The following is a 24,784-nucleotide window of genomic DNA, read 5'->3' as shown; positions in this document are numbered from 1 at the left end:
CGCTCAGATCCCGGCGTAGAAATACGACGCCAGCCTTGTGTTGATGTTTTCGGCGATTTCCTTCGCGGCGCGGTCCTCGGCGTCGCGGCCGGCGCGGGTGCGGGCGAAGCGCTGGGTCTGGCCCGGCACGTCGTACTCGACGCGCGAGAAGGTGTTGCCGGCCATCACCACCTTGCCGGTGGCGATCTCGATCAGCCGGTAGCTGGCGTCGATGCCGTAATTCTCGATCGTCGGCAGCGCGGTGGTCGGGTCGACGATCAGCGACGAGCGCTGGGTGGTGAGGTTCATCTTCAGCGAATACAGCGGCGGGGCGCCGGTGGCGCTGCCGTAAATCTTGAACATCAGCGCGTTGCGGATCTCGACGCCGAGCCGGGCGGTGCGCGAGCCGTTCGGCAGGTCGAGCGGCGGCACCTCGACGGCGGCGAGCTTGTCGCGCAGCGCCGGCGAGCCGTCGCCGCGGTCGGCATACATCGGCTGGAAGCATCCGGCGAGCGGCGCCGCCAGCATCGCGGCGAGCGCCACTTTTGCGATCATCTTCGCCAATGCGGGCCTAACCGACGACATTCACGATCCTCTGCGGAACCACGATCACCTTGCGGACGGGCTTGCCGTCCAGCGCCTGTCTTACCGCATCGAGGGCCAAAACGGCAGCCTCAATTTCCGCGGTCGGAGCGTCCCGGGCCACCGTGACTTCCCCGCGTTTCTTGCCGTTGACCTGCACCGGCAGCGTGATGCTGTCTTCGACCAGCAGATCGCGTTCGATTTGCGGCCACAGCGCCTCCGACACCAGGCCCGGCTGGCCCAGCACCGTCCAGCACTCCTCGGCCAGATGCGGCATCATCGGATGAAACAGTTGAACAAGGATGACCGACGCCTCGCGGATCGCCCAGGCCAGATCCGGGGCAATTTCCTTTGATGCCGTGCCGGGTTTGGCCAGCATTTCGCCGAGGCTGTTGGCGAATTCGCGGATATGGGCGAGGCTGACATTGAAGGCGAGCCGTTCGATGCCGGACAGAACCTTGTCGAGCGCGCCATGCGCCGCCTTGCGCACCGCCAGCGCCTCCGGCCCGAATGTTGCGGGCCGTTCGGCCGGAGTCGATCTGGCGATGTCGGCGGCGTCGTTGACCATCCGCCACAGCCGCTGCACGAAGCGCGAGGCGCCCTTGACGCCTTCCTCGCTCCAGATCACGTCGCGGTCCGGCGGCGAATCCGACAGCATGAACCAGCGCGCGGTGTCGGCGCCGTAAGAGCCGATGATGTCGTCGGGGTCGACGGTGTTGCGCTTGCTCTTCGACATCTTCTCGATCGGGCCGATCTCGACCGGCGTGCCGCCGTCGAGCAGCGTCGCCTTGCGTCCATCGCCCTCGGCCACGATCGCCACTTCGGCCGGCGAGGCGAAATGGCCGTCGGCGGTCCGATAGGTCTCGTGCACCACCATGCCCTGGGTGAACATGCCGCGGAACGGCTCGTCCAGCCCGACATGGCCGGTGGCTTTCATCGCGCGGGTGAAGAACCGGCTGTACAAGAGATGCAGAATCGCGTGCTCGACGCCGCCGATATATTGGTCGACCGGCAGCATCCGGTTGACCACGTCGGGCGTGGTCGGCGCGGTCTCGTTCCACGGATCGGTGAAGCGCGCGAAGTACCAGGACGAATCCACGAAAGTGTCCATGGTGTCGGTTTCGCGCGTGGCCTTGCCGCCGCATTGCGGGCAGGCTGTGTGCTTCCAGGTCGGATGATGATCGAGCGCGTTGCCGGGCTTGTCGAACGAGACGTCCTCCGGCAGCACGACGGGCAGATCCTTATCCGGCACCGGCACGACGCCGCAGACCTCGCAATGGATCACCGGGATCGGGCAGCCCCAATAGCGCTGCCGCGAGATGCCCCAGTCGCGCAGGCGGAAATTGACCTTGCGCTCGCCGACCGGCGAATTGCCGAGCGTCGCTGTCTCGAGGCGCGTGGCGACTTCTTCCTTGGCCTGATCGATCGTCATGCCGTCGAGGAAGCGCGAATTGATCATGCGGCCGTCGCCGTCATAGGCCTCGTCCGTGATGACGAAGCTCGAAGGGTCCTGGCCCTCGGGGCACACCACCGGGGTGTTACCGAGCTGGTACTTGTTGACGAAGTCGAGGTCGCGCTGGTCGTGCGCCGGGCAACCGAAGATCGCGCCGGTGCCGTATTCCATCAGCACGAAGTTAGCGACGTAAACCGGGATCTGCCAGTCCGGGTCGAACGGATGCAGCGCGCGGATGCCGGTGTCGATGCCCTGCTTCTCGGCGGTGTCGATCTCGGCCTGCGCGGTGCCGCGCTTCTTGCACTCCTCGACGAAGGCCGCGACCTTCGGGGCCTTCGCGGCCGCCGCCTGCGCCAGCGGATGATCCGGCGCGATCGCCATAAATTTGGCGCCGAACAGCGTGTCGGGGCGGGTGGTGAAAATCTTCAGCTCGGTCTCGCCGGCCGGCGTCGTCGCGGCATCGAGCGCGAACCGCACCAGGAGCCCTTCGCTGCGGCCGATCCAGTTTCGCTGCATCAGCCGGACCTTGTCGGGCCAGCGGTCGAGCGTCTCCAGCGCGTCGAGCAGGTCCTGCGCGTAGCGGGTGATCTTGAACACCCACTGGTTCATTTCGCGCTGCTCGACCACGGCGCCGGAGCGCCAGCCGCGGCCGTCGATCACCTGCTCGTTGGCCAGCACGGTCATGTCGACCGGGTCCCAGTTGAGCTTGCGGGTTTCCCGTTCGGCGAGGCCGACTTTCAGGAAATCCAGGAACATCTTCTGCTGATGCCTGTAGTAGGCGGGATCGCAGGTCGCGAATTCACGCGCCCAGTCGAGCGACAGCCCCATGGTCTGGAGCTGCTTTTTCATTGCGGCGATATTGTCGTAGGTCCAGGCCTTCGGCGCGACCTTGCGCTCGATCGCGGCGTTCTCGGCCGGCAGGCCGAACGCGTCCCAGCCCATCGGGTGCAGCACGTTGTGGCCGCGCGCCCGCATCGTTCGCGCCACCACGTCGCCCATGGTGTAGTTGCGGACGTGCCCCATATGGATGCGGCCCGACGGATACGGGAACATCTCCAGCACGTAATACTTTGGGCGCGGGTCGTCGTTCCGGGTGGCGAAGATCTTCGCCTCGTCCCATTTCGCCTGCCATTTCGGCTCGGATTCGCGCGCGTTGTAACGTTCGTTGCTCATTGGAGATCAGTCGGCCGGCCGGTTCGAGCGCTCTGCAAGCGGATGGGGAAGCGCGAATGAGCTCGCAAACCGGTGCGGCTCAGGCGGAATTCGCGCGAAAGGCGCGCGGAATAGGCCACGAAACGCTGCGTCGGGTCAATGGGATGGGCGCAAATCCGGGGCGTCGGGCCGGCCGCCCTGTCAGCTCGCGATCGCCATCGACTCCGCCGGGTCGGCGCTGCGGACCAGGCCGTGTTCGGCGACGGTGTTACGGCCGCCGTGCTTGGCGGCGTAGAGCGCGGCATCGGCGGCCTCGAGCAGTTCGCGGGGTTCCGAGGTGCCGATCGGCAGAGCCGCCGCGACGCCGACGCTGACGGTAACGCGCTGAAACTCGCTGGTGCGATGCGGCACCGCCAGTCGCTCGACGGTGGCGCGAACCAGTTCGCCGACCTCGCGCGCCGCGGCCGCCTCGGTATTCGGCAACAGAAGGCAGAACTCCTCGCCGCCGTAGCGCGCCGCAAAGCCGCCGGTGTCGTCGGCCACCGCCGCCAGCACCTCGCCGATCCGCGACAGGCAGGCGTCGCCTTCCGGATGGCCGTAGCTGTCGTTGAACGGCTTGAAATGGTCGACGTCGAGCATCAGCAGCGCAAGGCAATGGCCGGTCTGCTGGCCGCGCGCCCATTCGATATCCAGCCGGCCCTGAAAGCCGCGCCGGTTGGCGAGCCCGCTCAGCATATCCATCGACGCCATCACGGTGAGGTTGTTGTTGATCGCCACCAGCTCGCGCTCGCGCTGGCCGAGTTGCGCGGCCATCGCGTTGAAGGCGCGCGCCAGCGGCACGAATTCCGACGGCAGCCGGGCGCGCGCGGCGCGCGCCGACCAGTCGCCCTCGGCGAATCGTTTGGCGGTCGAGGTCAGCATCGAGATCGGCCGCACGATCAGCCGTTCGGCGGCGATCAGCGCGCCGAGCAGCACGAACACGCACACCAGCGCCAGTTGCAGATAGGCGGTGCGGATCTCGCGGCTGATCGCGGCCGAGACCGTCCCCTCGTCCAGCATCACCACCAGCCGCGCATTGGTGCCCGGAATCCGCGACACCGACAGCTTCTGTCCGGAATCGTTCTGGGCGGTGGCGAGTTCGCGGTTCTGCGGATTGGCGCCGAGGGCGAAATCGAGCTCGGCCTGGCCGAGCTTGCGGCCGACCTTGCTGCGCTGGTCGGGCGGGGTGGCGAGCACCGTGCCCTCGCCGTCGATCAGCGCGACGCTGACGCCGGCCCGGCCGGCGAGATTGGCCATGATGTCCGACAGCCAGTCGAGATTGATCCCGGCGATCATCACCGCCTGTTCGCCGGCATCCAGCGCCGACACCGGATAGGCCGCCAGAATGGTGCCCTTGCCGCTCTGCCCCCCGATCAGGAAATCGCTGACGACGAAACTATGGCTCTCCAGCGCCCTGCGGAAATAAGCGCGCTGGCTGACATCGGAGCCGACGAACATCGCCGCGGTCGAGCAATGAATGACGCCGCGCGCATCCGCGATCGACAGCATCCGGATCGACGGCAGATCGACCCGCAGGCTGGCGCGCAGGATGCTGCAGCTGCGATCCACCTCGGACGCCGCGGCATGGATGTAGGCGGCGGATTTCAGCACCGCTTCGACCGAGGAGATCACTTCGCGCTGGGCGTCGGCGGCGCGCTGCGCCAGCGTCGCGACGGTGGCGGCGACCGCGGCGATTTCGGTGGTGCGGGTCTGTTCGAGCAGACGGACCCGGTCGAGCATCAGCGGGCATACCAGAATCAGCGCCAGCACCACCAGCCTGGCGCGGATTCCGAGCAATCCCCGGAGCTTCGCTTTCTTGCGAATGATGGCGATGCGTGACATCGTAGCCCCCTAAACCCCATAAGCAGACTAGCCCCAAGGGCTCAAGAAGCCTTTCTCCAACTCGTTACAATTCGACTGAAGGCCTACCGTTGAGTGCATCCGCCGTCCGCTTCACGCCGATCATCGATCGTTCACCACCATCGGCGCCGATCGCTGCCGGGAGGACGCGGTGAGCTCGGATCTCGTTCAGGGGCTGGCCGCGGTCGAGCAGGAGATCGCCCGCGCCTGCAGGGACGCACGCCGCGAGCGCGCTTCGGTGACGCTGATCGCGGTGTCGAAGACCTTCGAGGCCGAGGCGATCCTGCCGGTGCTGGCGGCGGGGCAGCGGGTGTTCGGTGAAAACCGCGTGCAGGAGGCCAAGGCCAAATGGCCGGCGCTCCGCGACGCGCATCCCGGCACCGAACTGCATCTGATCGGGCCGCTGCAATCCAACAAGGCCAAGGAAGCCGTGGCGCTGTTCGACGCGATCCATTCGGTCGACCGCGAGAGTTTATGCGAGGCGCTCGGCAAGGCGCTGCCGGCTTCGGGCCGCGCGGTCGAATTGTTCGTCCAGATCAACACCGGCGAGGAGCCGCAGAAAGCCGGCATCGCGCCGCAGGACGCCGACGCGTTCATCGCCGCCTGCCGTGAGCGCTTCGGGCTCGCAATCGCCGGCCTGATGTGCATTCCGCCGGTGGACGAGGCGCCGGCGCCGCATTTCGCGCTGACGGCGAAGATCGCCAAACGCAACGGCCTGTCGAAACTGTCGATGGGCATGAGCGCCGACTTCGCCACCGCGATCGAATTCGGCGCCACCCATGTGCGCGTGGGATCGGCGATCTTCGGGCATCGGTAGAGAACCGCTCGTCGCAACAAGACGAACGGACAGCCGCTGGTCTCTCCCCATCCGCTGCCGTCACCACCCGCGAAAGCGGGTGGCCCAGTATCCCGGAGCGTTGGTTTCTCGGCACTGAGGCTCTGGAATACTGGGTCGCCCGGTCGAGCCGGGCGATGACGGGCGGGGGCGTGGCAGTCACCGCCGTCTCCGCTCTGAGAACGAAGTTACCCGATCACGATCTTCGTCGTCGGCCCGAGCCGTGCCAGCAGCCGGAGCAGATTGCCTCTGGTCATCGCGACGCAGCCGGCGGTGGGGCCGAAATTGTCGCGGGCCAGATGCAGGAACACCGCGCTGCCGCGGCCGGCGACCCGCGGCCTTGTGTTGTGGTCGATCTCGACGATGAAATCATACAGATGGTCGGCGCGCAGCAAGCGGTCGCCGGGCTCGCCGGGGCCGCGGCGCATCGGCCGGTTGTAGTGCCGGCTGGCCGGGTCCTCGCACCAGGCGTCCGCCGCGGTAATGGCCCGGACCGGCAGATGCGTGCGCGGACGCGGCCAGCGGTCGGCCCGCCACCACAGCCGCAGCGGGCGGAACGTGCCGCGCGGGGTGCCGCCGTCGCCCTCGCGCTTGTCGGCGCGGATGCCGCCGCGGCCGAGCGCGACCGGGATCGTCAGTCCCGCGGCGGTCAGCCAGCCGCGGCTGGGCTCGCCGGCGGCGCGGCGGACGCGCAGCATGGGGATCGGGCCGGCCCCCGCCGATGGGATGCAAGAATCTGATTTTAAGAGATTTTTCACGTCGGCAGGCGCTCATCGGAAGCTTCGATCGAGCAATTTTAGCATGCCGCTGTTCAATTCCGCAGAATCGATGCCTATTTGCTGTTCTGCGATACAATCGCGCGTGATCTGGAAGACGCTCCGGCCGCTCCGGCCGTTGCCGCGCGCAAGACCCGAAGGACATCGCTGATGCCGAACGCCCGCAAGATCCTGATCGTGGACGACGACACCGATCTGCGAGACGCGCTGGTCGAGCAATTGTCGCTGCACGAGGAATTCGAGGCCTCCGCAGTCGACACCGGCGCCAAGGGCGTCCAGTCCGCCAAGGCGAATTCGCCCGACTTGGTGCTGATGGATGTCGGCCTGCCCGACACCGACGGGCGCGAAGTGGTGCGGTCCCTGCGCAAGGGCGGCTTCAAGGCGCCGATCATCATGCTGACCGGGCACGATACCGATTCCGACACCATTCTCGGGCTGGAGAGCGGCGCCAACGACTACGTCGCCAAGCCGTTCCGCTTCGCGGTGCTGCTGGCGCGGATCCGCGCCCAGCTCCGCCAGCACGAGGCCAGCGAGGACGCGGTGTTCACCGTCGGCCCCTACAGCTTCCGCCCCGGCTCCAAGATGCTGACCGGCGCCAATGCCAAGAAGGTGCGGCTGACCGAGAAGGAAACCGCGATTCTGCGCTTCCTGTACCGCGCCGGCCAGGCGCCGGTGTCGCGCGAGACGCTGCTGCAGGAAGTCTGGGGCTATAATTCCGGTGTGACCACCCACACGCTCGAGACCCACATTTACCGCCTTCGCCAAAAGATCGAGAAGGATGCGGCGAATCCGGAGATTCTGGTGACCGAGGCCGGTGGCTACAAACTCGTGCCGTGATACCAATAGGGGCCGAATCGTCGCCACAGCTCTGGCGCGTCCCGATCTCTGACCGGTCCCTGATGTCGATCGAAGATGATGTAGCCCTGCTCGAGCGCGTCCCGACGCTGCGGCTGTTGGGCGACACCTCGCTGCGGATGCTGGCGATCGGCTCGGAGCAGCGCGAATTCGCCCGCGGCGACGTGCTGTTCAACGCCGGCGACGCCTCCGACGCCGGCTATGTGGTGCAGAGCGGCGCGTTCCAGGTGACGTCGACCGACGGCGGCCCGCACGAACTGATCGCGCGGCCGGGCGATCTGATCGGCGAACTGGCGCTGGTGCTGCCGATGCCGCGGCCCTCCAGCGCGGTGGCGCTGGAATATTCCTCGGTGATCCGGATCGCCCGCAGCCTGTTCCAGCGCGTGCTCGAAAGCGACCCGCCCGCCGCGATGCGGCTGCGCGACGAATTCGCCGCCCGCACCACCACGATCGCCAAGGACATCATGCGCGCCGGCAGCAAGCTGACGTAGCAATTCGCGCAAGTCCTCGATAGGGGGAAGCGCGTTGCGGGGTGTGAGGTCGCGTATCAACTCGAACTCACAACTACAAACCTACAGCTCCATCGTCACCGTCACCGGGACATGATCGCTGGGGCGTTCCCAGCTTCTTGCGTCGCGCAGGATCCTGAAGTCGGTGACGCGGTCGCGCAGCGCTTCGGAGACCCAGATGTGATCGAGCCTGCGGCCGCGGTCGGCGATGGTCCAGTCGGCGGCGCGGTAGCTCCACCAGGTGTAGATCTTTTCCGACAGCGGAATCCGGTCGCGCGCGACGTCGACCCAGTTGCCGGCGCGTAGCACCGCGAGCAGCTTGTCGCATTCCACCGGGGTGTGCGACACGACCTTAAGTAACTGCTTGTGCGACCAGACGTCGTGCTCGTGCGGCGCGACGTTGAGGTCGCCGACCAGGATGTGCCGCGCGTCGCCCGAGGGGTGCAGCGGCGCGCAGTCCCGCATCTCGTCGAGAAACGACAGCTTGTGCCTGAACTTGATGTTGAGCTCCGGGTCGGGAATGTCGCCGCCGGCGGGCACGTAGAAATTATGCAGCACCAGCGGCGGGTCGCTCTCGCCGGTCTGCAGGGATGCCGAGATGTGGCGCGAGTCGACATTGTCGCAGAAGGTGCGGATGTCGTGCGCGACGAACGGGATCTTCGAGATGATTGCGACGCCGTGATAACCCTTCTGCCCGTTCAGCGCGATGTGCTCGTAGCCGAGACGCTTGAAGCGCTTCGCCGGAAACGCGTCGTCGGGGCACTTGGTCTCCTGAAGGCACAGCACGTCCGGCCGCTGCGCCTTGAGAAATTTCGCCACCAGATCGATGCGCAGCCGCACCGAATTGATATTCCAGGTCGTCAGCGTGAAGCGCATGGGGGGCCGGGGATGTTGCGGGTGCGGCACCGTCATCCTGAGGTGCGCGCTCTTTCTTGCGCGGCGCACGATCGGACGCAAGCCGCTGATGTGCACAACCAGCCAACGCGTGCTGTGGCGTCTTGCGAAGGGGATGGATTGCCGGGTCGGGCCCGGCAATGACGGTGCTGATGGATACGGCCTGCGCCACTCACAGGGCGATCAAGCACAGCGTCATGCGCGGGCTCGACCCGCCTGCGGGGCCGGAGCCCGTTCGGCGCGGCGAAGGCCCGCGCATCCATCGTCCGCGAAGCGGACCAGCGAAACAAAAAGAAGGACAGCGTCAGCCCGGCGGGGTGCCGTAGTCGGTGAAGTCGATCTTGAACATCGACGGGTCGGGCCGCTTGGTGGTGTCGAGATTGTAGATCGCCACCGTGGTGTCGTAGCCCTGCGGATCGGTGACGGTCCATTGCTTGAGCTGGCCGTCCTTGACGCCGAGCATCAACATCAGCCGGCTGGTGCCGATCACCGCGTTGCGTTCCTCGATGATGATGCTGATGTAGAGCTCGTCCGAGGTGATGGCGACCACATTGGTGTCGCGCAGCAGGTCGATGCGGTCGCTCAGCAGATAGCGCAGCGGCGTCTGCGACAGCGGATAGACGTCCTGGGTCGCGAGCTTGCGGTCGCGCACCGCCAGCGACTGGCCGTCCGAGACCATCGAGACCGGGCTCGGCTCGTCATATTCGAACCGCACCTTGCCCGGCTTCATGATGTAGAAATCGCCCTTCAGCCGCGTGCCGTCGGGGCCGACCTGCACGAAATTGCCGACCAGCGTCGACAGCGACGACAGATAGGCGCTGACCTTGGCGGCATCCGCCTTCTGCTTGGCGTCGAAGGTGGTGAAGATCGAGGCCGGCACGTTGCGCCGCGGATCGGGGATCACCGGCTCGGGCGGCGTGGTCAGCTTCGCCACCGGAGGCGGCGCCGCAGGCTGCTGCGGCGGCGGGCGCTGCGGCCGGTTGGGCTCGGCGGCGCTGATCAGTCGCTCGCCGCCTCTCGGCGACGGCTTCGGCACCGGCACGGTCTCGGCGGCTGCGAACGGCGCGGTGACGCCCAGCAGCAATCCGACGCCGGCCGCGATGGCGCGGCGCAGCCCGGGAGCGATCGCCGGCCTCGGCGCCAAACCATTGAAAATATTCGTCAATGCATTGTCCTGCGCAGGCGCCGCGGAGCCGGCGCCATGCTCCCCAGCGGCTACCTCGGCGCTGTGGCGATTTCGCGACTCCGGCCCGGACAATTCCATCACGCTGATCATCCTGCCGCTCAAAAGTCGGAGTCTTCTTCGGCCACCAGGATCTCACGCTTGCCGGCGTGATTGGGCTGGCCGACGATGCCTTCGAGTTCCATCCGCTCCATCAGCGAGGCGGCGCGGTTGTAGCCGATCTGCAGGCGACGCTGAATGTAGCTGGTCGAGGCCTTGCGGTCGCGCTTGACGATGGCGACCGCCTGCTGGAACAGGTCGCCGCCGCCGTCGCCGCCCATGCCGGTGGCATCGAACACCGCGCCGTCCTCGCCCTCGGCGGGCTCCTCGGCGGTGACCGCCTCGAGATATTCCGGCTGCCCCTGGGTCTTCAGATGCCTGACGACCTTCTCGACCTCCTCGTCGGAGACGAACGGGCCGTGCACGCGGCTGATGCGGCCGCCGCCCGCCATGTACAGCATGTCGCCCTGGCCGAGCAGCTGCTCGGCGCCCATTTCGCCGAGGATGGTGCGGCTGTCGATCTTCGAGGTGACCTGGAAGGAAATGCGGGTCGGGAAGTTCGCCTTGATGGTGCCGGTGATGACGTCGACCGACGGCCGCTGCGTCGCCAGAATAACATGCAGGCCGGCGGCGCGCGCCATCTGGGCGAGGCGCTGCACCGCGCCTTCGATGTCCTTGCCGGCGACCATCATCAGGTCGGCCATTTCGTCGACGATGATGACGATGTAGGGCAGCGGCTCGAGATCGAGCTTCTCGTCCTCGTAGATCGCCTTGCCGGTCTCCTTGTCGAAGCCGGTGTGCACGGTGCGGGTCAGCTCTTCGCCCTTGGCTTTGGCTTCGCCGAGCCGGGTGTTGTAGCCGTCGATGTTGCGGACGCCGAGCTTGGCCATGCGCTTGTAGCGCTCTTCCATCTCGCGCACCGCCCATTTCAGCGCGACCACGGCCTTCTTCGGATCGGTGACGACGGGCGTCAGCAGATGCGGGATGCCGTCATAGACCGACAGTTCGAGCATCTTCGGATCGACCATGATCAGCCGGCACTGATCCGGCCGCAGCCGGTACACCAGGCTGAGGATCATGGTGTTGATGGCGACCGACTTGCCCGAGCCGGTGGTGCCGGCGATCAGCATATGCGGGGTGCGGGCGAGATCGATGATGATCGAATCGCCGCCGATGTTCTTGCCGAGACACAGCGGCAGCTTGTGCACGGTCTCGTTGCCGTCCTTCACGCTGAGCAGTTCGCGCAGATAAACCTTCTCGCGATGCGCGTTGGGCAGCTCGATGCCGATCGCGTTGCGGCCGGGCACCACGGCGACGCGCGCCGACAGCGCGCTCATCGAACGGGCGATGTCGTCGGACAGGCCGATCACGCGCGACGATTTGATGCCGGGCGCGGGCTCGAGTTCGTACAGCGTCACCACCGGGCCGGGGTTCGCCTTGACGATTTCGCCGCGCACGCCGAAATCCTGCAGCACGCCTTCCAGCGCGCGCGAATTGGCTTCGAGTTCGGCCTTGTTGAGCGGCTGGCGGTCGGAGGCCTTCGGCGCCGTCAGCACGTTGACCGAGGGCAGTTCGAACTTGCCGGATTTCTTCGCGGCTGGCTTCGGCGCGGCCTTCTTTCGCGGCGCGCGGGCGACTGGCGCTTCGTCCTCCTCGTCCTCATCCACCTCGTCGGCGGAATCGAGCTCGAGCGGTTCGTCGTCGTCGCGTTCGTCGCGCGGCACGATCGGCGGTGACGTCCGGCCGCTGCCGAGCTTCGGCTCCTGACGCTCGAACGAGGCGGCGGAGCGGCCGGCCGGCGCGCTGCTGACGAGGCCGCGATAGCCGAGCTTCATCAGCCGCCACAGCCGCGCCTTGGCGCTGAGCATGGCATGCGCCATCCAGCCGAGCGACACCGAGCCCTCGTCGCGATCCTCGTCTTCGTCGAGCGGCACGTCGTCGGCGATCACTTCGTCCGGGTCTGGCTCGCGCGAGCCGTAGCCGCTGGCGATCACGAAGCACGCCGCCATCGCGGCGCCGAGCAGGACGCTGAGGATGATGCGGAAGATCAGGCCGGGGCCGAAGATCAGCGACGGCGCGCGCACCAGCGCATCGCCGACCACGCCGCCGAGCCCGGTCGGCAGCGGCCAGGCGCTGTCATGCGGAAACGACGAGGCGAAGCCGGCGGCGAACACGGTGCAGAGGATCCAGGCGCCGAACCGCAGCGCGCGGCGATCGAACGGCCGGTGGTTGATCATCCGCCAGCCCCAGGTGGCGACCGGCAGCAGCAGGCCGACGGCGCCGAGGCCGAGAATCTGCATCGACAGATCGGCGCCGATCGCGCCGGGATAACCGATCAGATTGTGGATCTTGCGCGAGGTGGCATGGCTGAGGCTCGGGTCCTGCACCGACCAGGTCGCCAGCGCCGCGGCCGCCACGGTGGCGAGCGCGATCAGGCCGAAGCCCGCGAGTTCACGCAGCCGCCGCGCCAGCGCATCGCGAAGCGATGTCGGCAGGTGCCCGACCAGGGGAATGACGCGCTCGATCGCCGGCATGCTCAATTTTCAGCCCCGCGACTCACTCGAGAATCCGCACCAGGCGGTGCAGCGCTTCGGCGGTGGTCTCACTGTCCTGCACCATCGCCACACGAATGTAGCCGGCGCCGGGATTGCTGCCGTCGGCCTGCGGACGCGCCAGATAGCTGCCGGGAATGACCCGGACGCCGCCCTCCCGGAACAGCTTCACCGTGGCGACCTCGTCGCCGCCCTGCGCGGCGACGTCGAGCCACAGGCAGAAGCCGCCGGCGGGGCGCTGATAACCGAAGCGCGCGCCGATGATCTGGTCGGCGAGATCGAATTTCAGCCGGTACAGCCGTCGGTTCTCCTCGACATGCGCCTCGTCGCCATAGGCGGCGACCGCGACGTGCTGCAGCGGCACCGGCACCTGCGGGGCCGCGACGTTGCGCAGCTCGTGATAGGCCTTGAGAAAATCCGCGTCGCCGGCGACGAAGCCGACGCGCATGCCGGGAAGATTGGAGCGCTTCGACAGCGACTGGAACACCGCGACGTTGCGGAAGTCCGGGCCGGCCGCCTGCAGCGCGCTGCCGGGCGCATCGCGGGTGTAGATTTCCGAGTAGCACTCGTCTGCGAGAATCAGAAAGCCGTGGCGATCGGCCAGGGCCTTCAGCTTCGCGAAGTAATCGAATGATGCGACCGAGCCCTGAGGGTTCGCGGGCGAAGCGATGTAGATCGCCACCGTACGCTTCAGCGTCGCGGCATCCAGCGCATCGAGATCGGGCAGGAAGCCGTTGGCGAGAGTCGTCGGCAGGAACACCGCCTCGCAGCCGGCGGCGCGGGCGCCGGCCGCATAGGCGGGATAGAACGGGTTCGGCATCAGGATCGCCGGCGTGCCGTCGCGCGGCGACACGTAGCGCGCGGCCGCGACCGCGGCGAGGAACAGGCCCTCGCGGCTGCCGTTCAGCACCAGCACTTGCGTCTCGGGATCGGGCGCGCGCGGCAGCGCGAAGCGTTGCGCCAGCCAGGATGCGGCGGCTTCGCGGAACGGCGCGATGCCCTTGGCCATCGGATAGCGGCCGAACTCGGCGGTGTGCCGCGCCAACACCGGGCCGACGAAATCCGGCACCGGATGCTGCGGCTCGCCGACCGACAGATTGATCAGCCGCTCGCCGGGCTGATGCGGCGCCAGCAATTCGCTCAGCCGCGCGAAGGGCGAGCGCTCGCTAACGCCGGCGGCAGCAGGACTGCCGGCGGCGCTCGCCGAAACTGAAGAGGCGCGCAGAGCCATTCAAAAACGCCAGTTTTGCAAGGCGCCCGGCCGCTTTCCGGCACGGGCGAAAACAGATCAGCCACCATAGATACGGCGAGGTTAAGACGCGATTAACCATCGACGGGTGGGGGCGGCGTGCCGTCCGAAGACCCGGGCGCGTCATCGCATCCGGGCTGAATCGTCGCGTCCCAGTTCCGCGCTGAGGGCGGCTCTCAGATCCGGCAAGGCGCGATGCACGGTGTCCCACACCATCTGCGCGGCGACATCCTCGTAGTCATGCCGATAAACATTGCCAGCGGCCGCAATCTGACGCCAGGGAATCGTGGGATGACGCGACCGGGCCTCCTCCGACACCCGACGCGAGGCCTCCGAAATGATTTCGAGACACCGCGTCACGGCGTAGACCGTGCGCAGATCGCGTCTGAACAGGGCTTCGTCCAGATCACCGATGAATGCCGACGCCAGATCGATGTGGTGCAGCATGTCGCGCAAAGCGACCTGTGAGGCCTCAGAACGCGTAGATCGCGTCGGCATCGGCAGCGGGAGCGATGTGAGGTTTGAGTTGCGCGCGGTTCACGACGTCGACTGGACGATCGAACAGGCCGGCGATGTAGTCCTTCAGATCCGCATAGTCGAAAATGGTGACGTGGGCCTCCGGATCGATCTCGATCATGACGTCGATGTCGCTTCCCGTGCGATCGTCACCGCGCGCCACGGAGCCGAACAGCGCGGCGCGGCGGACACCCCTAGCGCGCAGCGCAGGTTGCGATCGTCGAAGAATGTCGAGCGCGATTATCCGGTCCATCTTCGGAATATAGCACGATCGCAATGCCTGGCGACGCCCCGCCCGCACACCTGGCTTCAAAAAAGAAAGGGGTCCCGGCTTGCGCTGGGACCCCTCGACGGCTCGGACAGTGCCGGGAATCTGCCCGAACCGTAGTGCTGGGCGCGGCATCTCTGGAGGAAAGACGCCGCGCCCCCGGGAGAACTTACATGTTGTAAGCGCGCTCGGTGTGCTCGACGACGTCGAGGCCTTCGCGCTCGACTTCGACCGGGGCACGCAGGCCGACGATGACGTCGACGACCTTGAACAGGATCGCCGAGCCGATGCCGGACAGCAGGATCGTGGTGCCGACGCCCCAGCACTGCGCGATCATCTGGGCGCCGAAGTCGTATTCGGCGACCGCGCCGGCGACGTAGTCGTACACGCCGGTGCCGCCGAGCGCCGGGTTCACCAGGACGCCGGTGCCGAGCGCGCCGATGATGCCGCCGACGCCGTGGATGCCGAACACGTCGAGCGAGTCGTCATAGCCGAGCGCGTTCTTCACCACGGTGCAGAAGAACAGGCAGACCACGCCGGCCACGATGCCGAGCACGATCGCGCCCATCGGGCCGACAAAGCCCGCCGCGGGCGTGACCGCGACCAGACCCGCGACTGCACCGGACAATGCGCCGAGCAGCGAGGGGTGACCCTTGAAGATCCATTCCGCGAACATCCAGCTCATCGCCGCCGCCGCCGTCGCGACGAAGGTGTTGACCATGGCGAGGCCGGCGACGCCGTTGGCTTCGAGGTTGGAGCCGACGTTGAAGCCGAACCAGCCGACCCAGAGCAAGGCTGCGCCGATCATGGTCATGGTCAGCGAGTGCGGAGCCATCAGCTCCTTGCCGTAGCCGGTGCGCTTGCCGATCAGCAGGGCGCCGACCAGGCCGGCGATGCCGGCATTGATGTGCACCACGGTGCCGCCCGCGAAGTCGAGCGCGCCCTTCTTGAAGATGAAGCCCGCATCCGCATTGATCTCGTCGAGCTTGGCCTGCGCGGCCGCCTTGGCGGCATCGTCAGTGGCTGCGGCGAGCGCCTTGGCGGCGTCGGTGATCATATCCGGGCCCGGCCAGTACCAGACCATGTGGGCCATCGGGAAGTAGATCAGCGTCACCCACAGCGGCACGAACAGCGCGACCGCGGCGAAGCGGGTGCGTTCGGCGAAGGCGCCGACGATCAGCGCCGGCGTGATCGCCGCGAAGGTCATCTGGAAGCAGATGTAGATCAGCTCCGAGACGTTGGAATCGACGCTGAACGACGCGACCTTGGAGTCGGGCGTGACGCCGGCGAGGAACGCCTTGGAGAAGCCGCCGATGAAATCGGAGCCGCCGGTGAAGGCGAGGCTGTAGCCGTAGACCGCCCAGATCACGATCACGATCGAGAAGGTGTAGAACACCTGCGCCAGCACCGAGAGCATGTTCTTGGAGCGGACCAGGCCGCCATAGAACAGCGCCAGGCCGGGAATGGTCATCAGCACGACCAGAACCGTGGAGGTCATCATCCAGGCGTTGTCGCCCTTGTTGACCGTGGGCTCGGCGTAGGCGGCAGTCGCGGCGAACAGGCCGGCTGCCAGGGCGGCCAGTCCCGCGCCGTAGGGACGTTTGAACGTCATTTGTCGTCTCCTGAGTGGAAGAAAGTTGGGTGAGCGGGAAATCTTAGAGAGCTGCTGCGTCGGCTTCGCCGGTGCGGATGCGCACAGCGTGGTCGAGGCCGATGACGAAGATCTTGCCGTCGCCGATCTGGCCGGTCTTGGCGGCGCTGGTGATCGCCTCGATGGTCTTCTCGACCTGATCGGTGGCGATCGCGACCTCGATCTTGATCTTGGGCAGGAAGCTCACCGCGTATTCGGCGCCGCGATAGATTTCCGTGTGGCCCTTCTGGCGGCCATACCCCTTGACTTCCGTCACCGTCAAACCGTGAACGCCAATGGCGGTCAGGGCATCACGGACTTCTTCCAGTTTGAATGGCTTGATGATCGCCATAACAATTTTCATAGGTCCTATCCCCGCTAGGGCCCGGCCAAAATGGCCGGGACATGAACTCGACTGAAAATCCCCACGCGGAGAGCATCACTACGCGGGCACAGCCACGCCCCCTAGAATCAAATGCCGTGCCAGTCGGCCGACGCGCTGGAATCGTTCATGAAATCGAGACTTTGGCGGGAGACCGCACCGCAACACCGGCTGTGCCATTCCGTCGCGCTCATGGATTGAGCAGAACTGACCAAAAACCGGGCATGACAGGGTGCCGACACAATCGTGCCCAGCCGGCGGGCAGTCCGTGCGGTAGAATATTATGGCAGGTGGCTATTCAGGCGCCGTGCCATGCTCCGAACTACCGAGACGCACGATTCGGCGTCGCCCGCCGCGTCGCGCAGCGGGCCCCCGGCGGCCGGCTCAGAGCGCGTCCGAATCGGTCTCGCCGGTGCGGATCCGCAGCGCATGGTCGATCGGCGTGACGAAGATCTTGCCGTCGCCGATCTGGCCGGTGCGGGCGCCGCGGGTGATGACCTCGACGGCCTTGTCGGCGAGCGCCGAATCGACCGCGATCTCGATCCGCAGCTTGGGCAGGAAGTTCACGATGTATTCGGCGCCGCGATAGATCTCGGTATGGCCGCGCTGCCGGCCGTAGCCCTTGACCTCGGTCACGGTCATGCCGTGCACGCCGATCTCGGTCAGCGCCTGACGCACCTCGTCGAGCTTGAAGGGTTTGATGATGGCGACGACGAGTTTCATGCAGGGCCCCGACTTTACGCGAAAAAGCATCCGCACCGCGTGGCGCGGTGCTTTTGCTCTTTATATGCCGGGATTATCGGCAATGCGCGTAGAAAATAAGCGGAGCGAAGGGTGAGGGCCCGCGCTGGCTCACCCCTTCGGCGTCTCCCGCCGCTGCCGGACCGAGCCTTCCTGGGCGACCGAGGCGACCAGGGTGCCGTCGGCCTTGTAGATCATGCCGCGGGTCAGGCCGCGGCCGCCCTGGGCGGATGGCGAATCCTGCGCGTAGAGCAGCCACTCGTCGGCGCGGAACGGGCGGTGGAACCACATCGCGTGATCGAGGCTCGCCGGCATCATCCGCTTGTCGAACAGGGTGCGGCCATAGCGCGCCATCACCGCGTCGAGCAGCGAGAAGTCCGACGCATAGGCCAGCGCACACATGTGCAGCGCCGGATCGTCCGGCAGCTTGGCGGCGGTGCGGATCCAGACATGGATGCGGCCGTCCTCGATCTTCTCGCCGAAATAGCGCTTCAGCTCGACAGGGCGCAGCTCGATCGGCCGGTCGCTCTCGTAGTAGCGCTTGATGAAATCCGGCATCTCCTTGAAGAACGGCTGCTTGGAGATTTCCTCCGCGGTCAGCGCCTCCGGCGGCGGCACGTCCGGCATCCTGTCCTGATGGTCGAACGCGGTCTCCTCGTCGTCGTGGAACGACATCATCAGCGAGAAGATCGCCTGGCCATGCTGGATCGCGGTGACGCGGCGGGTGGTGTAGCTCTTGCCGTCGCGCAGCCGTTCGACCTCGTAGATGATCGGCACCGCCGGGTCGCCCGGCAGGATGAAGTAGCAATGCATCGAATGCGGCAGCCGGCCCTCGACGGTGCGGCAGCCGGCGACCATCGCCTGGCCGATCACCTGGCCGCCGAACACCCGCTGCCAGCTCGTCTGCGGGCTGGTGCCGCGGAACAGATTCACCTCGAGCGGTTCGAGATCGAGGATCGAGATCAGGTCGATCAGGCTGTTTGACACCGGCTGGCGCTCCCGTGGGTGGCGGCGGCGTGATTTCCCACCGCCGTCGATGTCTGGTAGACCGGGCCCTACCAGCCACGGCTGTTTCAGCCTGTTTCGCCCAGCTCCGGGATGGGCGCAAGAACAGACAGGCGACTCCGGCACACGAGTGAGAAAAATGACGGTACAGCGAAGCATTGTCATCGGTGGCGGCGCGTTCGCCGGTCTGGCGCTGGCGCTGGCGCTGCGCCAGGGGCTCGGCCCCGAGGTCCCGATCGTTGTCGCCGACCCGGCGCTGGCGATGCGGCCGTCGCGCGATCCGCGCGCCACCGCGATCGTCGCCGCCTGCCGCCGGCTGTTCGAAGCGCTCGGCGTCTGGGACGAGGTAGCGCCGACCGCGCAGCCGATCATCGACATGGTGGTGACGGATTCGGCGCTCGAGGATGCGACCCGGCCGGTATTCCTGACGTTTGCCGGCGAGGTGCAGCCCGGCGAGCCGTTCGCCCATATGGTCGAGAACAAATACCTCAACGAGGCGCTGGCCAGTCGCGCCGAGGCCGCCGGCGTCGAGCTGCGCGCCACGCCGGTGATATCGTACCAGGCTGGCGACGACGCGACCCGCGTGACGCTCGGCGACGGCAGCGTGATCGAGGCGAGCCTGCTGGTCGCGGCCGACGGCGCCAAGTCGAAGCTGCGCGAGCGCGCCGGCATTGCCACCTATGGCTGGGACTACGACCAGTCCGGCATCGTCGTCACGGTGGAGCACGAGCGCGACCACAATGGCTGCGCCGAGGAGCACTTCCTGCCGGCCGGGCCGTTCGCGATCCTGCCGCTGACCGGCCGGCGCTCGTCGCTGGTGTGGACCGAGAGCCGCGCCGACGCGGCCAAGATCGTGGCGCTGTCGGCCAAGGAATTCCAGGCCGAGCTGGAGACGCGGTTCGGGCTGCGGCTCGGCGAGGTCAAGCCGCTGGATGCGCCGAAGGCGTTTCCGCTCGGCTATTTCGTCGCGCAATCCTTCATCGGGCCGCGGCTGGCGCTGATCGGCGACGCCGCCCATGTGATCCACCCGATCGCCGGGCAGGGGCTGAATATGGGGCTGCGCGACGTTGCGGCTTTGGCCGAAGTCGTGGTCGATGCGGCGCGGCTCGGGATCGATCCCGGCCAGGCCGACGTGCTGGAGAACTACCAGCGCTGGCGGCGGTTCGACACCATGGCGATGGGCGTCGCCACCAACGGGCTGAACCTGCTGTTCTCCAACAAATCGCCGCTGCTGCGCAGCGTTCGCGACATCGGCCTCGGCATCGTCGACCGGCTGCCGCCGCTGAAGGACGTCTTCATCCGCCAGGCCGCCGGCCTCGCCGGCGAAACCCCGCGCCTGCTGAAGGGCGAGGCGCTGTAGAGGGCCGCCGCTCCGGGTTCCGCCGGCGCTCGCCGCCCGATCAACTCCCGCTGAGACGGCGGCCTCCGGAGAAGGCCGCATTGCCTGCGCTCGCCCATCCCATTATCAGGGATGCCATGACGCTGACCGAACTCGCCAACCCGACCCGGTTCCTGACGCTCGCCGGCCGCCTGCTGCCGTGGCTCGCGGGCGCGACCGCGCTGCTGCTCGCCGTCGGGCTGGTGCAGGCGATGCTGGCGCCGGACGACTACCAGCAGGGCGCCACCGTCAAGATCATGTTCGTGCATGTGCCGAACGCCTGGCTGGCGATGTTCGTCTGGGGGGTGATGAGCGTGGCCTCGCTCGGCACGCTGGTGTGGCGGCATCCGCTCGCCGACGTCGCCGCCAAGACCGCCGCCCCGATCGGCGCCGCCTTCACCTTCCTGGCGCTGTTGACCGGCTCGCTGTGGGGCCGGCCGATGTGGGGCACCTATTGGGAATGGGACGCGCGGCTGACCTCGATGCTGATCCTGTTCCTGATGTATCTCGGCCTGATCGCGCTGTGGCGCGCGGTCGAGGACCCGTCGCGGGCCGCCCGCGCCGCCGCGGTGCTGACGCTGGTCGGCGCCATCAACCTGCCGATCATCAAGTTCTCGGTCGACTGGTGGAATACGCTGCACCAGCCGGCCTCGGTGGTCCGGATGGGCGGGCCGGCGCTGGACCAGTCCTTCCTGATTCCGCTGCTGGTGATGGCGTTCGGCTTCTCGCTGCTGTTTCTGACGCTGCACGTCGCCGCGATGCGCAACGAGATCCTGCGCCGCCGGGTGCGCACGCTGCAGATGCTGCAGGCCAGCCGCGCCGAGGCGGCGTGATGTTCGGTCGCTACGCCGAGTTCATCGTTTCGTCCTACGCCGCAGTCGCGATCGTGATCGCGCTGCTGATCGTGTGGGTGATACTCGACTATCGCCGCCAGAAGGCGCGGCTGCGCGAGCTCGAGGCGCGCGGTGCCACGCGGCGCTCCGGCCGCAGCGCAACGGATCTGACATGACCACGCCCGTCACCGACGCCCCCTCGCCGACCCGCCGCTCGCTGATGGTGGCGCTGCCGCTGCTGGTGTTCGCAGGCCTCGCGGCGCTGTTCTGGATCCGGCTCGGCGATCGCGACATTTCCCGCATTCCCTCGGCGCTGATCGGTCGCGAAGTGCCGCAGACCGTGCTGCCGGCGCTCGACGACCTCGCCCGCGACGGCGCGGCGGTGCCGGGGCTCGATCCGGCGCTGTTCAAGGGCAAGGTCAGCGTCGTCAATGTCTGGGCGTCGTGGTGCGTGCCGTGTCACGACGAGGCGCCGATCCTGACCGCGCTCGGCGACGACAAGCGCATCCAGATCGTCGGCATCAACTACAAGGACAAGCCTGACAACGCCCGGCGATTCCTCGGCCGCTACGGCAACCCGTTCGCCGCGGTCGGCGTCGACGCCAATGGCCGCGCCGCGATCGAATGGGGCGTCTACGGCGTGCCGGAGACCTTCGTGGTCGGCCGCGACGGCAGGATCGCCTACAAGCTGGTCGGCCCGATCACGCCGGACAATCTCGACAAGGTGCTGAAGCCGGAAATCGAGAAGGCGCTGGCGAAGTCCTAATCCGAGTTCATCCACAGCATCTCCCCGACCGCTGCGAGCTCCCTCTCCCGCTCGCGGGAGAGGGCTGGGGTGAGGGCGCCCCAGACACTGACTCACTAACTCGCGGAGCGGAGTACCCTCACCCGGATCGCTGCGCGATCCGACCTCTCCCGCGAGCGGGAGAGGTGCGCGCCCCCCGGAGCCAGCTCATCCCGACAAATAATCATCAGCGTTTATCGGCGGTTCATTTGCCGGCCACGGCCGCGCCATGAATCGGCGGCTAGCTCCATGGCGTTACTAACAACGTCCGTGGAGGACACCCCGATGCTTACTTCGAAACTGCGCCACCTCGCCCTCGCCCCGCTCGCCGCCGCGCTGGCTTTCGGCCTGCTCGCCGGCAGCCCCGCGATGGCGCAAGGGACCGCACAAGGCACCCAGACCGCGCCCGCCGCCGACAAGATGGCGCCGCCGGTGGCGACCAAGACCTCGCCGACCGCCGGCGCCAAGGTCGAACTGCTCGACATCAACACCGCCACCGCCGACCAGCTCGACGCGCTGCCCGGCGTCGGCAAGGCCTACTCCGCCGCGATCATCAAGGGCCGCCCCTACAAGGGCAAGGACGACCTCGTGCACAAGAAGATCCTGCCCGAGAAGACCTATGACGGCATCAAGGACAGGATCATCGCCAGGCACAAGAGCTGAGCGGGGGGCGCCCGTCGCCACCAAGTAACAGGTCATGCCCGGGCTTGACCCGGGCATCCATCGCTGTTCGCAAGAAGATGGATTGCCGGGTCAAGCCCGGCAATGACGTCTTTGAAGTAGCAGGCTCACCGACCCGAGACGTCGCCCTCGTCGGCGGCGCTCTGCTCCAGCGTCGCCGGCGCGGCGGCGTAGCGCTTGGTCAGCGGCATCTGCGCAAAGGCGAACAGCATGGTCAGCGGGATCATGCCGAACACCTTGAAGTTGACCCAGAAGTCGGTCGACTGGGTGCGCCACACCGCTTCGTTGAGCAGCGCCATCGCGGCGAAGAACAGCGCCCAGCGCAGCGTCAGTTTGCGCCAGCCTTCCGGCGTCAGATTGAACACCTGATCGAACATGATCGCGATGAAGCTGCGGCCGAACAGCAGCCCGCCGCCGAGCACCGCGCCGAACAGCGCGTAGACGATGGTCGGCTTCATCTTGATGAAGGTCTCGTCGTGCAGCACCAGCGTCAACGTGCCGAACACCAGCACCACCACGGCGGTGACGATCGCCATGATCGGCACGTGCTTGGTCACCACATAGGACGCGATGATCGCCGCGATCACCGCGACCATGAAGGCGCCGGTGGCGGCGAACAGATTCCATTTCGAGTTGACGAAGAAGAACACCAGCAGCGGGCCGAGCTCGGTCGCCAGCTTGAACAGCGGATGCGGCTGGTTCTTGGGCAGGATCTCGTCGGACGTCGAGGGCTTCGTCATGTGGCCTCCGTGCCGGCGATCGCCTGGGCGAAATCGCGCGCGGTGAACGGCGCCAGATCCTCGACGCCTTCGCCGACGCCGATGAAATGCACCGGCAATTTGTGCTTCTCGGCGATCGCGACGAGAATGCCGCCGCGCGCGGTGCCGTCGAGCTTGGTCATCACCAGGCCCGTCACGCCGGCGGTCCTGGTAAAGGCCTCGACCTGCGACAGCGCATTCTGGCCGACCGTGGCGTCGAGCACCAGCAGCACCGCATGCGGCGCGGTGTCGTCGACCTTCCTGATGACGCGCACCACTTTTTCGAGCTCGTTCATCAGCTCGGTGCGATTCTGCAGCCGGCCGGCGGTGTCGATCAGCAACACGTCGCGGGCTTGTTCCTTCGCCGTGGTCAGCGCGTTGAAGGCGAGGCTCGCCGAATCCGAGCCCTGCGCGCCGGCGACCACCGGCGTGCCGGTGCGCTCGCCCCAGACCTTGAGCTGCTCGATCGCCGCCGCGCGGAAGGTATCGCCCGCCGCCATCATCACCTTGTGGCCCTCGGCCGCATAGCGCGCCGACAGCTTGCCGATCGTGGTGGTCTTGCCGGAGCCGTTGACGCCGACCACCAGCACGACGAACGGCTTCTTGGCGCGGTCGATCACCAGCGGCTTCGCCACCGGCGCCAGCACCTTCTCGACTTCGGCGGCGACGATCTCCTTGACGTCACCGGCCGAGATCATCTTGTCGTAGCGGCCCTCGCCGACCGCATCCGAAATCCGCGTCGCCACCCCAGTGCCGAGGTCGGCGCGCAGCAGCACGTCCTCGATCTCGTCGAGCATCGCCCGGTCGAGCTTGCGCTTGGAAATGAATTCGGACAGCGCCGTGCCGATCGAACTCGACGTGCGCTTCAGTCCGCTGGACAGCCGCCGCCACCAGCTCGGTTTTGAATTTTCCGGAGTGTCACTCATCGGGCGCTGTGTTAGCCGTTTCGCGTCATGAACGAAAGCCACACCGATCAATTCGACGTGCCGGAACTGTCGGCGGAGGACATTCAGTCGCGGGTGCTGCATCGCGACGGGCTGATGCTGGTGATCGACAAGCCGCCCGGCCTGCCGGTGCATCGCGGCCCGAAGGGCGGGCCCAATCTGGAAACCTCGTTCGAGTTCCTGCGATTCGGCCTGCCGCGCCCGCCGGTGCTGGCGCATCGGCTCGACCGCGACACCTCCGGCTGCCTGGTGCTCGGCCGCCACCGCAAGGCCACCGCCACGCTTGGGCTGTTGTTCAAGCACAGCAAGATTTCCAAGACCTATTGGGCGATCGTCGAGGGCGGGCCCCTGGAGGACCAGGGCACCATCGACCTCCCGATCGGCCGCCTCAACGCCGAACGCGGCTGGTGGCAGAGGATCGACCCGGCGGGCCTGCCGTCGCTGACGAAATGGCGCGTGATGGGGCGCTTCTCCCCTCCCCCTTGCGGGGAGGGAGTGGGGGTGGGGGTCGGCAACGGGAGCCTCGCTTCGGGGCACCCTCACCCCAACCCTCTCCCGCAAGCGGGAGAGGGAGCTCGCTCTGCTGGGGGCGAGGCCGCCGATCTGTCTCGAAAGCCGGGCGCGATCCTCGACGCGCCTCCCCCGACGCGCCTCACCTGGCTCGCGCTCGAGCCGATCACCGGGCGGACGCATCAGCTCCGGGTGCATTGCGCGGCGATGGGGTGGCCGATCTTCGGCGACAACATCTATGGCAGCGGTCCGCGCTTCGGCGAGCCGAAGCTGCATCTGCATGCCCGCGAAATCACCATCCCGCTGTCGCGCAACAAGCCTCCGGTGGTGGTCACAGCGCCGGCGCCGGCGCACATGCATCCGCGGCTGACGGCCTGCGGGTGGACGGGCGCTTAGC

Annotated in this window: 25 protein-coding genes; 9 read left to right on the top strand and 16 right to left on the bottom strand. The window is 67.1% G+C overall.

The window, feature by feature from the left end:
- Nucleotides 1–3: 3 nt before the first annotated feature.
- From lptE to ACTZWT_RS16135, 3 genes are all read right to left on the bottom strand, one after another.
- Complete coding sequence (lptE, locus tag ACTZWT_RS16145) at nt 4–564, bottom strand: LPS assembly lipoprotein LptE (RefSeq protein WP_444770696.1); 561 nt, start codon at nt 562–564, stop codon at nt 4–6.
- Nucleotides 551–3,187 carry a leucine--tRNA ligase gene (gene leuS / locus ACTZWT_RS16140; RefSeq protein ID WP_444770695.1) on the bottom strand — a complete coding sequence of 879 codons (2,637 nt, stop codon included), beginning with the start codon at nt 3,185–3,187 and terminating at the stop codon, nt 551–553. Before leuS ends, lptE begins: the two co-directional genes overlap by 14 nt.
- A 180-nt stretch (nt 3,188–3,367) precedes the next feature.
- Nucleotides 3,368–5,047, bottom strand: a complete 1,680-nt coding sequence (locus ACTZWT_RS16135) for a diguanylate cyclase domain-containing protein (RefSeq protein ID WP_444770694.1) — start codon at nt 5,045–5,047, stop codon at nt 3,368–3,370.
- Nucleotides 5,048–5,216: 169 nt separating this feature from the next.
- Here ACTZWT_RS16135 and ACTZWT_RS16130 point away from each other — a divergent pair, with 169 nt between their 5' ends.
- Nucleotides 5,217–5,882, top strand: coding sequence for a YggS family pyridoxal phosphate-dependent enzyme (locus tag ACTZWT_RS16130; RefSeq protein ID WP_444770693.1), 666 nt, complete (start codon nt 5,217–5,219; stop codon nt 5,880–5,882).
- Nucleotides 5,883–6,088: 206 nt separating this feature from the next.
- Here ACTZWT_RS16130 and ACTZWT_RS16125 read toward each other — a convergent pair whose 3' ends face one another.
- A complete protein-coding gene (locus tag ACTZWT_RS16125; protein WP_444770692.1) occupies nt 6,089–6,598 on the bottom strand; it encodes a L,D-transpeptidase family protein in 510 nt (169 codons plus the stop codon).
- 228 nt (nt 6,599–6,826) lie between these two features.
- Between ACTZWT_RS16125 and ACTZWT_RS16120 the strand changes: the two genes are divergently transcribed.
- Complete coding sequence (locus tag ACTZWT_RS16120) at nt 6,827–7,513, top strand: response regulator transcription factor (RefSeq protein ID WP_011439282.1); 687 nt, start codon at nt 6,827–6,829, stop codon at nt 7,511–7,513.
- 62 nt (nt 7,514–7,575) lie between these two features.
- Entirely contained in the window at nt 7,576–8,022 is a 447-nt protein-coding gene (locus tag ACTZWT_RS16115) for a cyclic nucleotide-binding domain-containing protein (RefSeq protein ID WP_444770691.1), read from the top strand.
- An 81-nt stretch (nt 8,023–8,103) separates the two neighbouring features.
- Here the strand turns inward: ACTZWT_RS16115 and ACTZWT_RS16110 are convergent, their stop codons facing one another.
- From ACTZWT_RS16110 to tesB, 10 genes are all read right to left on the bottom strand, one after another.
- Nucleotides 8,104–8,916 carry an exodeoxyribonuclease III gene (locus tag ACTZWT_RS16110; RefSeq protein ID WP_444770690.1) on the bottom strand — a complete coding sequence of 271 codons (813 nt, stop codon included), beginning with the start codon at nt 8,914–8,916 and terminating at the stop codon, nt 8,104–8,106.
- Between the two features lie 322 nt (nt 8,917–9,238).
- Nucleotides 9,239–10,198: an outer membrane lipoprotein carrier protein LolA gene (locus tag ACTZWT_RS16105; RefSeq protein WP_444770964.1), complete on the bottom strand. Its 960-nt coding sequence runs from the start codon at nt 10,196–10,198 to the stop codon at nt 9,239–9,241.
- Nucleotides 10,199–10,218: 20 nt separating this feature from the next.
- Nucleotides 10,219–12,696, bottom strand: coding sequence for a DNA translocase FtsK 4TM domain-containing protein (locus ACTZWT_RS16100; RefSeq protein ID WP_444770689.1), 2,478 nt, complete (start codon nt 12,694–12,696; stop codon nt 10,219–10,221).
- 16 nt (nt 12,697–12,712) lie between these two features.
- Nucleotides 12,713–13,939: an aminotransferase class I/II-fold pyridoxal phosphate-dependent enzyme gene (locus ACTZWT_RS16095; protein WP_444770688.1), complete on the bottom strand. Its 1,227-nt coding sequence runs from the start codon at nt 13,937–13,939 to the stop codon at nt 12,713–12,715.
- A gap of 141 nt (nt 13,940–14,080) precedes the next feature.
- Nucleotides 14,081–14,404 (bottom strand): HepT-like ribonuclease domain-containing protein, encoded by a 324-nt coding sequence (locus ACTZWT_RS16090; protein ID WP_444770687.1) that lies wholly within the window; start codon nt 14,402–14,404, stop codon nt 14,081–14,083.
- A gap of 25 nt (nt 14,405–14,429) precedes the next feature.
- On the bottom strand, nt 14,430–14,876 hold the full coding sequence (locus ACTZWT_RS16085; RefSeq protein WP_444770686.1) for a nucleotidyltransferase family protein: 447 nt from the start codon (nt 14,874–14,876) through the stop codon (nt 14,430–14,432).
- Nucleotides 14,877–14,910: 34 nt separating this feature from the next.
- Nucleotides 14,911–16,353 carry an ammonium transporter gene (locus ACTZWT_RS16080; protein WP_444770685.1) on the bottom strand — a complete coding sequence of 481 codons (1,443 nt, stop codon included), beginning with the start codon at nt 16,351–16,353 and terminating at the stop codon, nt 14,911–14,913.
- 43 nt (nt 16,354–16,396) lie between these two features.
- Nucleotides 16,397–16,735, bottom strand: a complete 339-nt coding sequence (locus ACTZWT_RS16075; RefSeq protein ID WP_011439273.1) for a P-II family nitrogen regulator — start codon at nt 16,733–16,735, stop codon at nt 16,397–16,399.
- Nucleotides 16,736–17,137: 402 nt separating this feature from the next.
- The gene (locus ACTZWT_RS16070; protein ID WP_011439272.1) at nt 17,138–17,476 is read right to left on the bottom strand and encodes a P-II family nitrogen regulator; all 339 of its coding nucleotides are present in this window, start codon (nt 17,474–17,476) and stop codon (nt 17,138–17,140) included.
- Between the two features lie 129 nt (nt 17,477–17,605).
- Nucleotides 17,606–18,481 carry an acyl-CoA thioesterase II gene (tesB, locus tag ACTZWT_RS16065; RefSeq protein ID WP_444770684.1) on the bottom strand — a complete coding sequence of 292 codons (876 nt, stop codon included), beginning with the start codon at nt 18,479–18,481 and terminating at the stop codon, nt 17,606–17,608.
- Between the two features lie 157 nt (nt 18,482–18,638).
- On the opposite strand from tesB, the gene ACTZWT_RS16060 reads away from it, so the two are divergent.
- The 5 genes from ACTZWT_RS16060 (at nt 18,639) to ACTZWT_RS16040 (ending at nt 22,157) form a co-directional block, all read left to right on the top strand.
- Nucleotides 18,639–19,859, top strand: coding sequence for a ubiquinone biosynthesis hydroxylase (locus tag ACTZWT_RS16060; protein WP_444770683.1), 1,221 nt, complete (start codon nt 18,639–18,641; stop codon nt 19,857–19,859).
- Nucleotides 19,860–19,975: 116 nt separating this feature from the next.
- Complete coding sequence (locus ACTZWT_RS16055) at nt 19,976–20,710, top strand: heme ABC transporter permease (protein ID WP_444770963.1); 735 nt, start codon at nt 19,976–19,978, stop codon at nt 20,708–20,710.
- Complete coding sequence (gene ccmD, locus ACTZWT_RS16050; protein ID WP_444770682.1) at nt 20,710–20,886, top strand: heme exporter protein CcmD; 177 nt, start codon at nt 20,710–20,712, stop codon at nt 20,884–20,886. Before ACTZWT_RS16055 ends, ccmD begins: the two co-directional genes overlap by 1 nt.
- Entirely contained in the window at nt 20,883–21,476 is a 594-nt protein-coding gene (locus tag ACTZWT_RS16045; RefSeq protein WP_444770681.1) for a DsbE family thiol:disulfide interchange protein, read from the top strand. Before ccmD ends, ACTZWT_RS16045 begins: the two co-directional genes overlap by 4 nt.
- A gap of 303 nt (nt 21,477–21,779) precedes the next feature.
- Nucleotides 21,780–22,157, top strand: a complete 378-nt coding sequence (locus ACTZWT_RS16040) for a ComEA family DNA-binding protein (RefSeq protein WP_444770680.1) — start codon at nt 21,780–21,782, stop codon at nt 22,155–22,157.
- A gap of 125 nt (nt 22,158–22,282) precedes the next feature.
- Here ACTZWT_RS16040 and ACTZWT_RS16035 read toward each other — a convergent pair whose 3' ends face one another.
- Together ACTZWT_RS16035 and ftsY are read right to left on the bottom strand one after the other, a co-directional pair.
- On the bottom strand, nt 22,283–22,885 hold the full coding sequence (locus ACTZWT_RS16035; protein WP_444770962.1) for a septation protein A: 603 nt from the start codon (nt 22,883–22,885) through the stop codon (nt 22,283–22,285).
- 26 nt (nt 22,886–22,911) lie between these two features.
- Entirely contained in the window at nt 22,912–23,859 is a 948-nt protein-coding gene (gene ftsY, locus ACTZWT_RS16030) for a signal recognition particle-docking protein FtsY (RefSeq protein WP_444770679.1), read from the bottom strand.
- A gap of 27 nt (nt 23,860–23,886) precedes the next feature.
- Between ftsY and ACTZWT_RS16025 the strand changes: the two genes are divergently transcribed.
- On the top strand, nt 23,887–24,783 hold the full coding sequence (locus tag ACTZWT_RS16025; RefSeq protein WP_444770678.1) for an RluA family pseudouridine synthase: 897 nt from the start codon (nt 23,887–23,889) through the stop codon (nt 24,781–24,783).
- Nucleotide 24,784: the final 1 nt, after the last annotated feature.

It is taken from the genome of Rhodopseudomonas sp. NSM, from assembly GCF_052445935.1.
Classification (GTDB): Bacteria; Pseudomonadota; Alphaproteobacteria; order Rhizobiales; family Xanthobacteraceae; genus Rhodopseudomonas.
Note: the sequence above shows the minus strand (reverse complement) of the source record. Positions and strands in the feature narration are given on the sequence as shown.

Bases quoted from the DNA above. Each gene is read 5' to 3' on its own strand.
- ftsY (WP_444770679.1), bottom strand. From the start codon at position 23,859: ATGAGTGACACTCCGGAAAATTCAAAACCGAGCTGGTGGCGGCGGCTG.
- ACTZWT_RS16135 (WP_444770694.1), bottom strand. From the start codon at position 5,047: ATGTCACGCATCGCCATCATTCGCAAGAAAGCGAAGCTCCGGGGATTG.
- ACTZWT_RS16055 (WP_444770963.1), top strand. From the start codon at position 19,976: ATGACGCTGACCGAACTCGCCAACCCGACCCGGTTCCTGACGCTCGCC.
- ACTZWT_RS16040 (WP_444770680.1), top strand. From the start codon at position 21,780: ATGCTTACTTCGAAACTGCGCCACCTCGCCCTCGCCCCGCTCGCCGCC.
- ACTZWT_RS16045 (WP_444770681.1), top strand. From the start codon at position 20,883: ATGACCACGCCCGTCACCGACGCCCCCTCGCCGACCCGCCGCTCGCTG.
- ACTZWT_RS16125 (WP_444770692.1), bottom strand. From the start codon at position 6,598: ATGCTGCGCGTCCGCCGCGCCGCCGGCGAGCCCAGCCGCGGCTGGCTG.
- ACTZWT_RS16105 (WP_444770964.1), bottom strand. From the start codon at position 10,198: ATGGAATTGTCCGGGCCGGAGTCGCGAAATCGCCACAGCGCCGAGGTA.
- ACTZWT_RS16080 (WP_444770685.1), bottom strand. From the start codon at position 16,353: ATGACGTTCAAACGTCCCTACGGCGCGGGACTGGCCGCCCTGGCAGCC.
- ACTZWT_RS16025 (WP_444770678.1), top strand. From the start codon at position 23,887: ATGAACGAAAGCCACACCGATCAATTCGACGTGCCGGAACTGTCGGCG.
- leuS (WP_444770695.1), bottom strand. From the start codon at position 3,187: ATGAGCAACGAACGTTACAACGCGCGCGAATCCGAGCCGAAATGGCAG.
- lptE (WP_444770696.1), bottom strand. From the start codon at position 564: ATGTCGTCGGTTAGGCCCGCATTGGCGAAGATGATCGCAAAAGTGGCG.
- ACTZWT_RS16110 (WP_444770690.1), bottom strand. From the start codon at position 8,916: ATGCGCTTCACGCTGACGACCTGGAATATCAATTCGGTGCGGCTGCGC.
- ccmD (WP_444770682.1), top strand. From the start codon at position 20,710: ATGTTCGGTCGCTACGCCGAGTTCATCGTTTCGTCCTACGCCGCAGTC.
- ACTZWT_RS16095 (WP_444770688.1), bottom strand. From the start codon at position 13,939: ATGGCTCTGCGCGCCTCTTCAGTTTCGGCGAGCGCCGCCGGCAGTCCT.
- ACTZWT_RS16060 (WP_444770683.1), top strand. From the start codon at position 18,639: ATGACGGTACAGCGAAGCATTGTCATCGGTGGCGGCGCGTTCGCCGGT.
- ACTZWT_RS16120 (WP_011439282.1), top strand. From the start codon at position 6,827: ATGCCGAACGCCCGCAAGATCCTGATCGTGGACGACGACACCGATCTG.
- ACTZWT_RS16115 (WP_444770691.1), top strand. From the start codon at position 7,576: ATGTCGATCGAAGATGATGTAGCCCTGCTCGAGCGCGTCCCGACGCTG.
- ACTZWT_RS16070 (WP_011439272.1), bottom strand. From the start codon at position 17,476: ATGAAACTCGTCGTCGCCATCATCAAACCCTTCAAGCTCGACGAGGTG.
- ACTZWT_RS16085 (WP_444770686.1), bottom strand. From the start codon at position 14,876: ATGCCGCGCCCAGCACTACGGTTCGGGCAGATTCCCGGCACTGTCCGA.
- ACTZWT_RS16090 (WP_444770687.1), bottom strand. From the start codon at position 14,404: ATGCTGCACCACATCGATCTGGCGTCGGCATTCATCGGTGATCTGGAC.
- ACTZWT_RS16075 (WP_011439273.1), bottom strand. From the start codon at position 16,735: ATGAAAATTGTTATGGCGATCATCAAGCCATTCAAACTGGAAGAAGTC.